The following is a 14,796-nucleotide window of genomic DNA, read 5'->3' as shown; positions in this document are numbered from 1 at the left end:
CTGCCCCGGACCGGTTTGCGCAGTTTACCGGGCCGGGCGCCTGCGCAAGCCTGTGACGGCCTTCTGAATGCCGCTCGCCTTGCCCGCCGACACCCCCTGCTCTAGGCTTCATCGTTTTGCCGTTAGCAGCCCGGGGAATGGAATGGTCGAAGGTTTGGGAAGGATCGGTTTCGGCCTGTTCGGTCTGGCGGTGCTCATCGGCATCACCTGGCTGTTTTCGACCAACCGCCGCGCGATCGACTGGAAGCTGGTCGGCACCGGCCTGTTGCTGCAGATCTCGTTCGCCTCGCTGGTGCTGCTGGTCCCGGGCGGGCGCGACGTGTTCGACTCGCTAGGCAAGGGCTTTGTGAAGGTGCTGAGCTTCGTCAATGAAGGCTCCACCTTCATTTTCGGCAGCCTGATGAACATCGAAAGCTACGGTTTTATTTTCGCGTTTCAGGTGCTGCCCACCATCATCTTTTTCTCCGCGCTGATGGGCGTGCTGTACCACCTGGGCGTGATGCAGGTGGTGGTGCGTGCGATGGCCTGGGCGATCACCAAGGTGATGCGCGTGTCTGGCGCAGAAACCACCAGCGTGTGCGCCAGCGTCTTCATCGGCCAGACCGAGGCGCCGCTGACGGTGCGCCCGTATATCCCCAAGATGACCCAGTCCGAATTGCTGACGATGATGATCGGCGGCATGGCGCATATCGCCGGCGGGGTGCTGGCCGCATACGTGGGCATGCTCGGCGGCAGCGATCCTGCGCAGCAGGCGTTTTACGCCAAGCATCTGCTGGCCGCCAGCATCATGGCCGCGCCGGCCACTCTGGTGGTCGCCAAGCTGCTGGTGCCGGAAACCGGCACGCCGCTGACCCGCGGCACGGTCAAGATGGAAGTGGAAAAAACCACCAGCAACATCATCGATGCGGCCGCGGCAGGCGCCGGCGATGGCTTGCGCCTGGCGCTGAACATCGGCGCGATGCTGCTGGCCTTCATTGCGCTGATCGCCTTGATCAACGCACCGCTGACCTGGCTGGGCGAGGTGACTGGCGCCGCTGCAGCGCTGGGCCGGCCGACCAACCTGTCGACGATCTTCGGTTACGTGCTGGCGCCGATCGCCTGGGTGATCGGCACGCCGTGGGTGGATGCCACCACGGTCGGGTCGCTGATCGGCCAGAAAGTGGTGATCAACGAGTTTGTTGCCTACAGCGAGCTGTCGCGGATCGTGAAGGGCGAAGTGCCTGGCGTGGGTCTGAGCGCCGAAGGCCGCCTGATTGCAACCTATGCCCTGTGCGGCTTTGCCAACTTCAGCTCGATCGCGATCCAGATCGGGGGCATTGGCGGGCTGGCGCCGGAACGTCGTCACGATCTGGCCAAATTCGGCCTGCGTGCGGTGCTCGGCGGTTCGATCGCCACCTTCATGACCGCTACCATTGCCGGCGTGCTCTCGCACTTCGGTTGAGGCGGCGCGGGTTCATCGGTGTCACGGTCTAATCGCCGGACGCCACGTTTCATTCGAGTCATTCACGCAAGCAGGTATTTATGAGTTCGGTCGTCGTTGTCGGGTCTTTCAATGTCGATCACGTGTGGCGCTGCGATGTGCTGCCGGCGCCGGGTGCCACCATCGCCGGCCGCTACAGCACCGGCCCGGGTGGCAAGGGGTTCAATCAGGCGGTTGCGGCCACACGTGCTGGCGCCAAGACGCATTTTTTGTGCGCGCTGGGCGACGATGCAGGCGGCGCGCTGGCGCGCGCGCTGGCCGCGCACGACGGCTTCACGCTGATCGCCGAACCGAGCAATGAACCCACCGGCACCGGCGGCATCTATGTCGATGGTCACGGCCGCAACACCATCGTGATCGGCGCCGGCGCCAACTCGGTGCTGAGCACCGGGTTCGTCAAGAACCAGCGCGCGCTGGTCGCCTCGGCACGCGTGCTGCTGGCGCAGCTGGAATCGCCGGCGGAAACCATCGAATCGGCGCTGGCCCTGGCTCACGAATGCGGTGTACTGACCGTGCTCAACGCCGCCCCGGCCAATGCACCGACCTCGATCAGCCTGCTCAAGCTGGCGGATGTGCTGACCCCGAACGAAACCGAATTCGCCGCCCTGCTCGGCCGCCACGTCGGCGAGCGTATCAACGCCGACGATGTGGCCGCATTGGATGGCAACACGCTGCATTCGCTGTGCCGCAAGCTGCTGCCGGGCGGCACCGTGGTGGTGACGCTGGGCGCGGTCGGCGCCTTCATCTCGCACGCCGAAGAACAGCTGCGCGGCGATAGCGCCGCGCATTACCGCGTGGGCGCAGAAAGTGCGCAGACGGTGGACACCACCGGTGCCGGCGACGCCTTCAACGGCGCGCTGGTGGCCTCGCTGGCGCAGTCGCCGGGTGCGAGCTTCATCACCCACGTGCGTTTTGCCACCCGCTACGCGGCGCGCTCCACCGAAGTGGAAGGCGCCGCTGCATCGATGCCGCGGTTGCTGCCGGACGCCGGCTAACCGCCTGCGCCGATGGTGGCATCGGTTTGCGTTCACTCGCCCCACCCCGCCACACCTGACCGCCCGTCACCGTGACGGGCCTGCATCACGACAAGGAGTGTTCGATGCGTCGTTGTTCCCTGATCCCGTTGGTTGCACTGTGCGCCCTGCTTGTCCCGCTGGCGGCCGCTGCACAGCGCTGCGACTGGAACGGCGCTGCCAGCGGTGCCGACCGCGCAGCGGTGACCATGTCTGCAGACAGCCTGCAACAGGCGATCGCACCGCACTACGACGATGCCGAGCAGGAAGACGGCGCCGCGCTGGCGCGCACGCTGCTGCAGCGTGCGCAGTCGCCGCAGCTGCCGGGCAAGCTGGACGGCCGCTGGAAGGTGCGCTCGATCAAGGTCGACCAGCGGTTCGCCTATGCCTACCCGTATTTCAAGGCCGAGATCAGCCGCGATGCCTGCGGCTATCGCTTCAGCAAGGTCAGCGGCTCGCAGCGCCGCAGCGGCACGCTGTATCCGCTGGCCAAGGACAGTCGCGAGTTCGCATTCCTTGGTGCCAGCACGGTCAACGACGAACCGGAAGGCCGCTACGCGCCAGGCAATATTTCCGACGGCACCAACGGCAACAGCGTCGGCCGGCTGGTCGCACTGGGGCCGGACGAACTGCTGCTGATCCTGGACGGCGGCGCCAAGGGCTTCGAGCTGTATCAGCTGATCCGCTGATCCTGGAATCTTCGGCCCGGCCGCGTCCGCGCGATCCGGCGGGCGCATGCGCTGGCTTGCTGCAGTCCAGGGTCCGCGTTCGCTACTGCATGCGTCCTCCGGCAGCGCTCGAGTTGGCAGCAGCGGCAACCGCGGCGACAATGCGCACATGCAGATCGGCCCTTACACCATCGCCCCCAAGGTGATCCTCGCCCCGATGGCGGGCGTTACCGACAAGCCGTTCCGGCTGTTATGCAAGCGGCTGGGCGCCGGACTGGCGGTGTCGGAGATGACCATCTCCGATCCGCGCTTCTGGGGCACGCGCAAGTCGCTGCACCGCATGGACCATGCCGGCGAGCCGGACCCGATCAGCGTGCAGATCGCCGGTACCGAGCCGCAGCAGCTGGCCGAGGCGGCGCGCTACAACGTGGACCATGGCGCGCAGCTGATCGACATCAATATGGGATGCCCGGCCAAGAAGGTCTGCAATGCCTGGGCCGGCTCGGCGTTGATGCGCGACGAGGCGTTGGTGGCGCGGATTTTGCGCGCGGTGGTGCAGGCGGTGGATGTGCCGGTGACGCTGAAGATCCGCACCGGCTGGGATTGCGACCATCGCAACGGCCCGACCATCGCACGCATCGCGCAGGAGTGCGGCATCGCTGCGCTGGCGGTGCACGGGCGCACCCGCGACCAGCATTACACCGGCAGCGCCGAGTACGCGACGATTGCGCAGATCAAGGCCGCGCTGCAGATCCCGGTGATCGCCAACGGCGATATCGATTCGCCGCAGAAGGCGGCGCAAGTGCTGCGCGAGACAGGCGTGGATGCGGTGATGATCGGCCGCGCCGCGCAGGGGCGGCCATGGATCTTCGGCGAGGTGGCGCATTACCTGGCCACCGGCACGCTGTTGCCGGCGCCGACGCTGGCCTTCGTGCGCGACACCCTGCTCGACCATCTACACGCGCTGCACGCGTTTTACGGCCAACCGCAGGGCGTGCGCATCGCGCGCAAGCATCTGGGCTGGTACGCCAAGGATCACCCGCAAAGCGCCGACTTCCGCGCCGTGGTCAATCGCGCCGAAACGCCCGAAGCGCAGCTGGCGCTGACCCGCGATTACTTCGACGCCTTGATTGCCGGCGTCGCGCCGCCGCTGCCGAACGCCGCCTGAGGAGTCCCGGCTGCGTTCGAACGCGTGCCTGCGCGATGCGTGCGCCGCGTGCTGCCATCCGCTGCGCGCCATGGCGTGACGTGGCTAACCCACCTGGCGCGCAGGCGTCAGCTGGGTGTGGGCAGCGCGCTCACCCGGAATCCTAGGAGCGCCACATACGCACCGGGCACATGCAGCGCCCGCCTGCCGGCTGCACAGTCGTTTTGTGAGCGACTCTTATTGCGTCGACGCTGCCGGCGTAGCCACCGGCGTGTCCACCTGCTCCAGATCGCCGGTCAGCGCCGTGCCGGCCGGTGCATGCCAGATGCGGTGCCACATCTGCGCCAGCACCGCACCGATTTGATCGCGCGCCACCGGTGCGCGATAGGCCGCCTGGACCTGGCGCGGAACGATGGGCTGCCATTGCCCGCCGTCGCGGTGCGCGACCACGAAGTTGAAGTTGTAGTCCGGCTCCAGGCCCATGCGCAGATCGCTGAGCATCAAATCGTCGTCGACCAGGCGCGCACGCATGAAGCCGCGATTGAACCAGGTCAGCCGGCGCACCGAATCGAATGCCGCTACTTCGCCCAGTGCATGGGTATTGCTGGAAAAACCACGGAACTGCATCGGTCCGGTGTCGGCCACCAGCGAACGCTCGCCGATCACATAGCCATTGGGCGTCATCGCCACCACCCGCCATAGCAAGGTGTTAAGCGGCATCGGTACCGAGAAGCGTGGTGCGTCGGCCAGCCCCATCGCCGCCAGCGCGCGGTCGGCTTCCTGATCGACCAGATGCTTGGCGATCAACGACCAGCCCAGATAGGCCGAACTTGCCACCAGCCCGATCACCAGCACGTGCTGTGCAAATGGACGCGCACGCGCGAACCAGGCGACGGCGCAAGCCAGCAGCAGCCATAGCGTGTAGGCCGGGTCGATGATGAAGACGCTCGACCACATGGTCGGATGCGGCTGCAGCGGCCACCACAGCTGGGTGCCGTACACGGTGAAGGCGTCCAGCAGCGGATGGGTGATCAAGGCCAGCTGGATCGCCCAGAACCAGCGCGTGGGTGCGCTGGCCACGCGCCCGTTGCCGTAGCGCCGGAACAGCCACCAGATCAGCCAGCCGAGCAGCGGCAGCACGAACAGCGAATGGCTCACGCTGCGATGCACGGTCATCAGGGTGACCGGATCGTCGGTCAGCGACAGCAACGCCAGCGCATCGAGGTCGGGCAAGGTGCCAAGGGCCGCGCCAGCCAATAAGGCAGCGCGCCGCTGTCCGGGCGGCGCGATGGCGGCGGCGATCGCGCCACCAAGAACGATCTGGGTCAGGGAATCCATCGCCCGATGCTAGCAGGCCCGACATGCACGGATCGGCATCGCCCAACGCGCTTTCAGTCGGCACACAGCTGCCTCTGCGCGGGCCTGCATCGAAGATGCGCGCCGGGGCGACCAGCATCGCATCGCAGCAGCCGGCACGCTGCGCAGCTGCAGCGGATTGACGGGCGCGAGCGCGGCCTTGACGAGCGGGCGCCGTGTGTGGGGAACGCTACGCATCTGTCGCGGCAGATGCGTAACAAGTCCCTCGACCTGCTGCATGGCGACGCCGCGCAAGTGCCCCTCCTGCAACCTGGAGCAGACCGACAAAGAGCTGTCTCGGCGTAACGGCCAGCGCGACAGCAGCCTGCGCAACAAGGACCTGGCGCGGATGGTCCACCGTTGGGAAGTGCCGCCCCCGGGCGGAGGCCGAGGCGGTCGAGTCCCTTGTCAGCCAGGGTTGCAGGCCGCACTGTGCGCGCTCAGGCAAGGAGTGCGGCAATGCCAGACAAACAGCACCAGTACCGCGTGAAGGTCACCTGGACCGGCAACCAGGGCAGCGGCACCTCGGGGTATCGCGCCTACAGCCGCGACCACCGTATCGAGGCCAAGGGCAAGGCTAGTGTGATCGACGGCTCGTCAGACCCGGGCTTTCGCGGCGACCCGGCACGCTGGAACCCCGAAGACCTCCTGGTCGCCTCGCTGTCGGCCTGCCACAAGCTCTGGTATCTGGGGTTGTGCGCCGGTGCCGGCATCATCGTGCAGGCCTACGAGGACAATGCCGAAGGCGCCATGCTGGAGCAGGCCGATGGCGCCGGGCAATTCACCTCGGTGGTGCTGCGCCCGTTGGTGACCCTGGCGCCGGGCAGCGACCTCGATCAAGCCAGGGCGCTGCACCACACCGCGCATGAAAAGTGCTTCATCGCCCGCTCGATGAATTTCCCGGTCGGCCACGAACCCCAGCTGCAATTGGCCGAATCGACCTGAGCGGTGGGTTGCTCAAGGCTGTAGCGGTTCCTGTCGAGGGTAGATGCCCAACGCCGACCACAGCGTTTGCAGCGCGACACCGGTGCCGGCCAGATGTTCGAGCAGCTCGTGCAGTGGCAGACGCCCCCATTGCACGCCGTGCCGTCGCAGGGTCGGCACTGGCCGGCGGGGATCGGCATGCCTGGCTCGCGCATTGCCGCCTTTGCGCGATGCAGACACCTCACTGCCGGCTGCCGGGGCGTTTTGTCGGTCGCGCTTAACCCCACGGCATCGCGTTCAGGCGCACAATGCAACGGACACACGGGGCGTGTATCATCCGCAGCCATCTTTTCATCCGAATTAAGGGATATAAGCCTGATGTCCAGCTACCTGTTCACCTCCGAATCGGTCTCCGAAGGCCATCCGGACAAGATCGCCGACCAGATCTCCGACGCCGTGCTCGACGCCATCCTGGCCCAGGACAAGCGTGCCCGCGTGGCCTGCGAGACCATGGTCAAGACCGGTGTTGCGATCGTTGCCGGCGAAGTGACCACCAGCGCCTGGATCGACCTGGAAGCGCTGACCCGCAAGGTGATCCTGGACATCGGCTACAACAGCTCCGACGTCGGCTTCGACGGCGAGACCTGTGGCGTGCTCAACCTGATCGGCAAGCAGTCGCCGGACATCAACCAGGGCGTGGACCGCAAGAAGCCCGAAGAACAGGGTGCTGGCGACCAGGGCCTGATGTTCGGCTATGCCACCAACGAGACCGACAGCTACATGCCGGCGGCGATCCACCTGGCACACCGTCTGGTCGAGCAGCAGGCCAAGATCCGCAAGAAGAAGAACTCGGCGCTGTCCTGGCTGCGTCCGGATGCCAAGTCGCAGGTCACCCTGCGCTATGAAGACGGCGTGGCGACTGCGATCGACGCAGTGGTGCTGTCGACCCAGCACGACCCGGGCGTCAAGCAGAAAGACCTGATCGAAGCGGTGCGCGAGGAAATCCTCAAGCCGGTGCTGCCGGCCAAGTGGCTGCACAAGGGCACCAAGTTCCACATCAACCCGACCGGCAAGTTCGTGATCGGTGGCCCGGTGGGCGATTGCGGCCTGACCGGTCGCAAGATCATCGTCGACACCTACGGCGGCTGGGCCCGTCACGGTGGCGGCGCGTTCTCGGGCAAGGATCCGTCCAAGGTCGACCGCTCGGCTGCTTATGCCGCACGCTATGTGGCCAAGAACGTGGTGGCCGCCGGTCTGGCCGACCGTTGCGAAGTGCAGGTCTCCTACGCCATCGGCGTGGCCGAGCCGACCTCGATTTCGGTCACCACCTTCGGCACCGGCAAGATCGCCGACGAGCAGATCGAAAAGCTGATCCGCAAGCACTTCGACCTGCGTCCGTTCGGCATCCTCCAGATGCTCGACCTGATCCACCCGATGTACCAGCAGACCGCGTCTTACGGCCACTTCGGCCGCAAGCCGAAGGACTTCACCTACACCGACGGTGCCGGCGTGCAGCATTCCGCCACCTCGTTCTCGTGGGAAAAGACCGACCGCGCCGACGCCCTGCGCGCCGATGCGAAGCTGAAGTAAGCCGCCAAGCGCTTCGGAGCTTGAGTGTGTGTCGCAATGGGCCGCTGACGCGGCCCATTGCGTTTTAACGCCTGGCGCCAGCATCCGCCCATGCGGGGGCCGTCTCCCGGAGGGAGAGAGGATTCAAAGATCTTCTCCCCCCGGGAGAAGGGTTGGGTTGAGGGTACTGAGCGAAGCCGCGCTGCACGTTCATGAGGCTGCGCACGTCCCCTCATCCGCCCCTCCGGGGCACCTTCTCCCGAGGGGAGAAGGGATCAAAGCCCCTCTTCCTGCGGGAGAGGGGTTGGGGTGAGGGTGCGAGGCGAAGACCTCCTGTGCGGCATCGGTTGCTTCAGGCAGGAAGACGCGCTTCAAGCAGACGTCGCACTACCGCACCTACGGATCCAGCTTCAGCTGTTGCTCCAGCGCCTTTGCAAACGCCGGCAACGGGCATGCCATGCGCTGTTCGGAGGCGCAGACATCCAGGGTCAGCTCCTGTTGCAGCGGTGGGTGTGCCAGGTCCAGCGGTGCCAGGGTGCGCAGTTGATCCAGCGATTGCGCCAGGTAGCGGGCACGCACCACGCGCGTTCCGTCGGGTTGCCGCCACAGGCCGAGCAGCAACGCACCGCCCGGTGGTGGGTCGTCGGCGCCATAGCCGGGCAGATGGAAGTGCACGCCGAGCAGACTGCTCAGCGCGGCGATATGCGTGTCGCTGCCGACAAACAGCGACAGCGTGGGCGCGCGCGCATCATCAAAGCGTTGCAGCACTTCGCGTGCCAGCGGGGCGCCGGAGCGCTGGGCCATGTAGTGCGGGCGCGCGTAGATATCGAACAGCAGCGCGTGCAGGCGCGAGACCTGCGCCAGGCGTTCGGGGGTGGCGCGGCCCCAGCCGACCTGCGACAGCGGCAGGCCGTCGGCGTACTGCAGCAACAGCACCTCGCCGGTGCCGGAGGTCAGATCGATCGGCCCGCCTAGGGCTAGTCCACGCCCATTGGCCGATGGCGCCAGCGTGGACGGCATGCGCGCAAAGTCGCAGGGCGTGCGCGTGCAGCCCAGGATCTGCTGCATCGCCTGCAACTCGGCCGCATGGCCGTGCATCACTGCCGCAGGGCCGCCGGTCTGCTGCTGGATCGATGCCACTGCGGCTGCCGCATCGAATGGCACCGCGCCGGCTTCGATCGGCCGGAACAACGGGTCGTTGCTGCCCGCCTCGCGATGCCCGGCGACGATGCCGCAGCCGGGCGCCAGTGCATCGGCCAGCAAGGCACCGCTGTCGATGGTGCGCTGATCGGTATTGGCCCAGACCGACACACTCCCTGGCGCTGGGCATCCCGTGCGCGGCAGCAGGGCCTGCTGCGTCAACCATTGACGCAGATACGCGCCGCTCAATCGCACGGCCTTGCGCCCGCGCGGGGTGAGCAGGCTGGCCGGGGTGGACCACTGCGGCCAGCGTTGGTCGGCATACTGCGCCGCGGCCGCTTCGCCTTGCAGCGGCGCACGCACGCCGTGGCGGAACACTACGACCATGCGTTCCAGCTGCTCGCTCTGCCGATCTGCGGCGCTAGCGTGGCCGTGGACGCCAGTCTGCGATCGATCAGGCGCACTCCCTGGCGATGCGCTAAGCGACGGCGATGCGCAGCCACCCAACCCTGCCGCAAGCGCCAGCAACAAGCAGACACCTGTGATCGCAGGCGCGCGACCGCGACGCGGCCCCTGCGCTGCGCGCTGCGGAGGCGACGCGATCCCCATCGCATCGCCTCCGGCCTGTCCAGATGGCGCAGACATTGGCGGCGCCGTGTCGCCAGCCAACGTCACGCAGCGCAATGCGCCCTGCTTGGCGCTGTCGATCTGTCCCGCAGCGACGTTCTCGTGCCGCTGCACAGCCGCCGATACGCACCACCCTGCACGATCAGACTCAGAACACATATTTGGCGGTCACCAGGCTGGTCATACCCGAATCGACGATGTCGGAAATCGCCGTGGTGTCGTGCCCCACATGCGCCCAATAACTGTGCTGCTTGGTGAGGTTGGCAACCGACAGATCCACGCGCAGGTGATCGCTCGGCGCGTAGCCCAGATGCAGGTCCACGCGGGTGATCGGCTTGATCCACAGGTTGTCCCAGCGCGCGCCCTGGTTGAGATAGTCGTATACCGACACGTATTCGCCAGAGTAGTGGTAGCTCAGATTGACCGACCACGGCCCCTTTTCGTAGAAGACTTCGGCGTTGGCGAGCAGGTTCGGTGCATTCTGGATGCGTTCGTGCGCAAAGCCTGCTTCGCCCAGATCCACGCGCGTGGTCTGGCGGGTGACATTGGCGCCGATGCCGACGCCATCCAGCGGTGCGGGCAAGCCCTGGAAGGTCTGCCGCACGGCGGCTTCCATGCCCAGCACGCGGCCGTCGCCGCCGTTTTGCGGACGCACGAAGCGGGTGCTGGCACTGCCGCTTTCGCCGGCATTGGCCGCGTTGGAACCGCTCTCGTAGATGTAGTCGATCAGGCGCTTGTAATAGCCTGCCAGCATCGCATGGCCGCCCGCGTCGTTCTGCCATTCGCCGGACAGATCCACGTTGAGCGACTTGATCGGTTTCAGATCCGGGTTGCCTTCGGTGATGATGGTCTGGCCGTCGCTTGAAATATCCGTGGAGCGGCCACCGCCCAGCTGCACGAACGCTGGACGGGTGTAACTGGTCCACACCGAGCCGCGATACACCGCGCTGTCGCCCGCGGGCCGGTAGTTCACGAACACGCTCGGCAAGACCACGTTGTAACGCGTGTGGTTGTTGGCGAATGCGCCGACCTGCTCGGCCCCGTTGACGGCCGCCGGCTGCGCCCAGAACGTATTGGTGATTGCGGTATGTTCGAAGCGCACCCCCGGCAGGATTTCCCAATCGCCGGTACGCAGTGTCGCCATCGCATAGGCTGCGCTGACTGCCTCGGTGGCGCGCATGGTGTTGCAGTTGAGGTTGTTGACCGCCAGCTGCCCGCAACTATCGAAGCTGGCCGGCGTCAGCGTGCGTGCGATCAGGTCGTTGAGCGCGGCGTTGCTCAAGCGCACCGTGGGCAGTGCGTATTGCCCCGGATACACCGCATCGTAGCGCTGCGCGATCAACCCGGTGTCGCGCAACAAGGTGCCGTCGGTGTACTTGGCATTGGTCCAGTCGCGATCGGTGAAGCTGCGCGAGCTGTCGACATACTTCACGCCGAAGGCGATGCGGCTGAGCAGGCCGTCATCGAAATCGTAGCCCACATCGAACTTGCCGCCGCCCTTGTCCTGGCCGCTGTACTGTTTGGAAAGTTGACCGGTGCGGCGCGCGAACAGGCTTCCCACATCGGACGCCTGCGCCTGCATCGCCGGGGTCAGCAACGGGATCGGGAAGCCGTCGCCGTCGTAACTGATGAAGCGGTTGGCGCCGTAGGCGAAGTTGGTCGAGCTGTATTGATCGTTGCGTGCGGAAATTTCCACGTGATCCGGGCGATCGTTGTTGCCGGTGCCGTAGAAGATGTTCGGCGCGAACGTCCAATGCCCCAGCTGTTTTTCCGCACCCAGCTGGATGGTGGCAAGGTCTGCTTCTTCCGGGTTGGTTTCGTACCAGTAGCGCACTGCGACGCGATTGATCTGCGGCTGATACACACCACTGGTGCCGATCTGGGTGAAGCTGACATTGGCCGGCACGAACTGCGTGTACCCGGTGTTCTGCTCGGTCTTGGCGAAGGCGTAGGTCATGCGCGCATACAGATGCAGGCTGGGGTCCACACGCCAATCGAAGGCGGCATTGCCACCGTAGCGGCGGGTGTCGCCTTGCGAATACCCGATGTTGATGCCCGTGCTCTGCAGCACCTGCTGCGGGTCGCTCCCTGCGGCCAGATTGCCGCTGGCATCGGCACGCGCGAATTCCCAGGACCCATCGTTGCGCGCCGCCGAGGCGCCGGCCACTTCGCTGTTGACGAAATGACGTTCGTCGTAATACGCGCTGACCGCTACACCGAACTGCCCGGCATCGCCAAAACGTGCATGCCAATCGCCGGCGGCACCGCTTCCCAGTCCGGAATCGCCGTAATCGCGTGCGCGGCTTTCCATGCGTCCGCTCAGGGTCACGCTGCCGCCCTGGCGATCGGACGAGTCGAAGGCGCTGGGCGTGCGGTAGTCGATGGTGCCGCCGATCGCATCGCCATCCATGTCGGCGGTGGAGGTCTTGTTCAACACGATGGTCTGCAGCCCCGATGGCGGCAACAGACTCAATTGCACGCCACGGCTATACGGCATGCCCTGTGCCACGTTGATGCCATTGATCAGGTTGACGTTGTATTCGGCATTGAGACCGCGCACCGATGAAAACATGCCTTCGCCACGCGCCGCGCCATCGATGCCGCCGAAATACGACTGCCCGGTGTTGATCACATTGACGCCCGGCATCAGACCCAATGCTTCGGCCACGTTGTGCACCGCCGTGGTCTTGAGATCGTCGGCGGACAACACATTGACGGTGTTGGTTGCGGCCATCTGCATGTCGGTCGCGTTGTAACGGGTGGCGGCGACGGTGACCTTGTCCAACGTGGCCATTTCGCCTTGCGCAGGGGTTGCGGCAGCCTGTGCGGATTGCGCGGCAGCATGGCCGCAAAAAATCGACAACGACACGCACAAGGCCTGCGACAAGCGCGAAGGACGCAGCAACGAACAACGAGCGATCATGATCAAATCCGATGGGTGCAGCAACGCGCCATGGACTCAAGCCACAGCGGCGGCGCCACGATGTGTGAGAGAGCGACGTGGCCTGTGGCAGCGGACCTGCGTCACACCTGCAAGCAGGCGCCGCGCATGGTGGTGACGGCATATTTCAAAACCATGACGCACGCTACAGACATGACAAATGCGCGCAGCAAGCGCGCAAGTCGGCATAGTCGCTGGCGTATGGAAGCGCGGATCGCTGCCGGCATGCGCATACGGCTACTGGCGCGGGTGCACAGCCATCTTCGTAAAACGCGACATGACAGCGCATGCTGCCGAGGCGTCATGAATTGTCAGCGACGCCTGGCGCAGCAAGGCGCCTGCCGTGTTTGCAGACAGCGCCCGAAACGCGGTTGAAGGTGTCTGTGGGCAAAAGCGATCACGTCACGTGCTGGGTCGCGGCCGACACGACGATGACGTTACGACCACCCTGCGCGGCAGTGCGCGAAACCAGCATCGAGTGGCCGATGCCGATGCCGATGCCGATGCAACGCGCACGCCTAGCCGATATCGCTTACCTGATGCTGCAAGCCTCATTCACGAGCGTAAGAAGATTTCGACCCGCCGATTGAGCTGACGCCCCCCAGGATTGTCCTGCCCGTTGACGGTGTTGGGCGCCACCGGTTGCGATTCGCCATAGCCCTTTGCGCCGGCGCCCTGTGCGGCGCCGCGCGTGCGCAACGCGGCCAGTACCGCATTGGCCCGGCGCTCGGACAGCGCCTGGTTGTAGGCGTCATCGCCCTTGGCATCGGTGTGCCCGCGCACTTCCATCTCTTGGGTCGTCACCTTGCCGAGCGCGGCGGCCAGCGTGTCGAGCACGCGCGCGGCATCGGGCCGGATATCGGACTTGTCGAAGTCGAACAGGATGCGGTCGTTCAAGGTGATCAGATAGCCGCACGCTGCGCCGGGCGGGGCGAACTTTTGCAGCGGCGGAAAGCGGCCGGCCGGCGGTACTTTCGGCAGCGGCGGCATGCGCACTTCGCGCGGCGGGGTGCCGACCGTGCCGGTGCCGTCGCCGCGGTTCTGCACCAGACCATCCGGTCCGTTCCAGGTGCCGGAGCCATCGGCGTTGATGGTGACCAGGCCACGCGGGCCATTCCAGGTACCGCTGCCATCGCCGTGATTGTCGATCAGGCCGCTCTTGTCGCTGTTCCAGGTGCCTGCGCCCTTGCCATTCAAGCTGATCAAGCCGGCCGGGCCGTTGTAGGTGCCGCCGCCGTTGGACTGCACGTCGATGAGGGCGTCGTCGCCACCCTGCCCGGACGCGTTGATGGTGCCGCTGCCATCGGCATTGACATTGACCAGTCCGCCATCGAAGTTGGCGGTACCACTGCCGTCGGCCTTGAGGTTGAACAGGCCGCCGTCGCCGTTGCGCAGCAGGTTGCCGTTGGCGTCGACGCTGGTGATGCCGGCATCGTTGATCAGCGTGCCGCCATCGCCGCAGCGCGCAGGTGCGACGCTGATGCCTTCGATCGGGTCGAGGATGTCCTGCAGCGAAGCCTCCAGCGCGCGTTGCGCCGGAGTCACGCCGACGATCTCGGGGATGACGATGGTGGGGATGGCCGGAAACTCCGGCACGCTGTCATCCGCTGCTGCCGGCGCATCCGGCGCGCTCTTGGCCTGCGTCGACTGAGCTGCCGCTGGCGCAGGATCGGCAGCAGCGGCTGCATCCTTCGGACCTTCGGCACGGCCGCAACCGACCAATAACAGGGGCACCCACAGCACTGCCGACAGCTTGCGCATCGCCGCTTCCTTGTTCGAACCTGTACGAGACGTGCCTGATAGCACGAGCACGGTCAACAAGACGCCAAGGCTGGTACGGACGCTTGCCGAGGTAGCGGCGGCGCCAACGGCGAGTGCTTGCGCACGATTGCTGCGCCACCGAAGAGAGACCGACCGGGCAGTGGCACGGC

General features: G+C 65.9%; 10 protein-coding genes. 6 read left to right on the top strand and 4 right to left on the bottom strand.

The annotated features are described in order from the left end of the window. Positions 1-142 precede the first annotated feature (142 nt). The 4 genes from ACCQ06_RS04885 (at position 143) to dusB (ending at position 4,329) form a co-directional block, all read left to right on the top strand. Positions 143-1,441, top strand: a complete 1,299-nt coding sequence (locus ACCQ06_RS04885; RefSeq protein WP_316690562.1) for a NupC/NupG family nucleoside CNT transporter — start codon at positions 143-145, stop codon at positions 1,439-1,441. An 80-nt stretch (positions 1,442-1,521) separates the two neighbouring features. Beyond that, complete coding sequence (locus ACCQ06_RS04880) at positions 1,522-2,475, top strand: ribokinase (RefSeq protein WP_228324389.1); 954 nt, start codon at positions 1,522-1,524, stop codon at positions 2,473-2,475. A gap of 104 nt (positions 2,476-2,579) precedes the next feature. Then, a complete protein-coding gene (locus ACCQ06_RS04875) occupies positions 2,580-3,182 on the top strand; it encodes a DUF4893 domain-containing protein (RefSeq protein ID WP_316690560.1) in 603 nt (200 codons plus the stop codon). 148 nt (positions 3,183-3,330) lie between these two features. Further along, positions 3,331-4,329, top strand: a complete 999-nt coding sequence (dusB, locus tag ACCQ06_RS04870; protein WP_316690558.1) for a tRNA dihydrouridine synthase DusB — start codon at positions 3,331-3,333, stop codon at positions 4,327-4,329. 216 nt (positions 4,330-4,545) lie between these two features. Here the strand turns inward: dusB and ACCQ06_RS04865 are convergent, their stop codons facing one another. Then, on the bottom strand, positions 4,546-5,646 hold the full coding sequence (locus tag ACCQ06_RS04865; RefSeq protein ID WP_316690556.1) for a metal-dependent hydrolase: 1,101 nt from the start codon (positions 5,644-5,646) through the stop codon (positions 4,546-4,548). Positions 5,647-6,123: 477 nt separating this feature from the next. Between ACCQ06_RS04865 and ACCQ06_RS04860 the strand changes: the two genes are divergently transcribed. Continuing rightward, the gene (locus ACCQ06_RS04860) at positions 6,124-6,609 is read left to right on the top strand and encodes an OsmC family protein (RefSeq protein WP_316690552.1); all 486 of its coding nucleotides are present in this window, start codon (positions 6,124-6,126) and stop codon (positions 6,607-6,609) included. A 357-nt stretch (positions 6,610-6,966) separates the two neighbouring features. Next, positions 6,967-8,178 carry a methionine adenosyltransferase gene (gene metK / locus ACCQ06_RS04855; protein ID WP_104614888.1) on the top strand — a complete coding sequence of 404 codons (1,212 nt, stop codon included), beginning with the start codon at positions 6,967-6,969 and terminating at the stop codon, positions 8,176-8,178. 375 nt (positions 8,179-8,553) lie between these two features. Here metK and ACCQ06_RS04850 read toward each other — a convergent pair whose 3' ends face one another. The 3 genes from ACCQ06_RS04850 to ACCQ06_RS04840 all read right to left on the bottom strand — a co-directional run bounded on the left by ACCQ06_RS04850 (position 8,554) and on the right by ACCQ06_RS04840 (position 14,626). Continuing rightward, positions 8,554-10,083 (bottom strand): histidine-type phosphatase, encoded by a 1,530-nt coding sequence (locus ACCQ06_RS04850; RefSeq protein ID WP_372365156.1) that lies wholly within the window; start codon positions 10,081-10,083, stop codon positions 8,554-8,556. After that, positions 10,073-12,847 (bottom strand): TonB-dependent receptor, encoded by a 2,775-nt coding sequence (locus ACCQ06_RS04845; protein WP_316690547.1) that lies wholly within the window; start codon positions 12,845-12,847, stop codon positions 10,073-10,075. Before ACCQ06_RS04845 ends, ACCQ06_RS04850 begins: the two co-directional genes overlap by 11 nt. Before the next feature lie 573 nt (positions 12,848-13,420). Continuing rightward, on the bottom strand, positions 13,421-14,626 hold the full coding sequence (locus tag ACCQ06_RS04840; protein WP_481103660.1) for an OmpA family protein: 1,206 nt from the start codon (positions 14,624-14,626) through the stop codon (positions 13,421-13,423). Positions 14,627-14,796 lie beyond the last annotated feature (170 nt).

It is taken from the genome of Xanthomonas sp. NCPPB 4467 (genome assembly GCF_041475665.2).
Taxonomy (GTDB): domain Bacteria; phylum Pseudomonadota; class Gammaproteobacteria; order Xanthomonadales; family Xanthomonadaceae; genus Xanthomonas; species Xanthomonas dyei.
This window is presented reverse-complemented; position numbering and strand designations above follow the sequence as displayed.

What these genes read in the sequence shown, in the direction of transcription:
- ACCQ06_RS04885 (WP_316690562.1), top strand. Translation starts at nt 143, where the DNA reads ATGGTCGAAGGTTTGGGAAGGATCGGTTTCGGCCTGTTCGGTCTGGCG.
- ACCQ06_RS04880 (WP_228324389.1), top strand. Translation starts at nt 1,522, where the DNA reads ATGAGTTCGGTCGTCGTTGTCGGGTCTTTCAATGTCGATCACGTGTGG.
- ACCQ06_RS04875 (WP_316690560.1), top strand. Translation starts at nt 2,580, where the DNA reads ATGCGTCGTTGTTCCCTGATCCCGTTGGTTGCACTGTGCGCCCTGCTT.
- dusB (WP_316690558.1), top strand. Translation starts at nt 3,331, where the DNA reads ATGCAGATCGGCCCTTACACCATCGCCCCCAAGGTGATCCTCGCCCCG.
- ACCQ06_RS04865 (WP_316690556.1), bottom strand. Translation starts at nt 5,646, where the DNA reads ATGGATTCCCTGACCCAGATCGTTCTTGGTGGCGCGATCGCCGCCGCC.
- ACCQ06_RS04860 (WP_316690552.1), top strand. Translation starts at nt 6,124, where the DNA reads ATGCCAGACAAACAGCACCAGTACCGCGTGAAGGTCACCTGGACCGGC.
- metK (WP_104614888.1), top strand. Translation starts at nt 6,967, where the DNA reads ATGTCCAGCTACCTGTTCACCTCCGAATCGGTCTCCGAAGGCCATCCG.
- ACCQ06_RS04850 (WP_372365156.1), bottom strand. Translation starts at nt 10,083, where the DNA reads ATGTGTTCTGAGTCTGATCGTGCAGGGTGGTGCGTATCGGCGGCTGTG.
- ACCQ06_RS04845 (WP_316690547.1), bottom strand. Translation starts at nt 12,847, where the DNA reads ATGATCGCTCGTTGTTCGTTGCTGCGTCCTTCGCGCTTGTCGCAGGCC.
- ACCQ06_RS04840 (WP_481103660.1), bottom strand. Translation starts at nt 14,626, where the DNA reads ATGCGCAAGCTGTCGGCAGTGCTGTGGGTGCCCCTGTTATTGGTCGGT.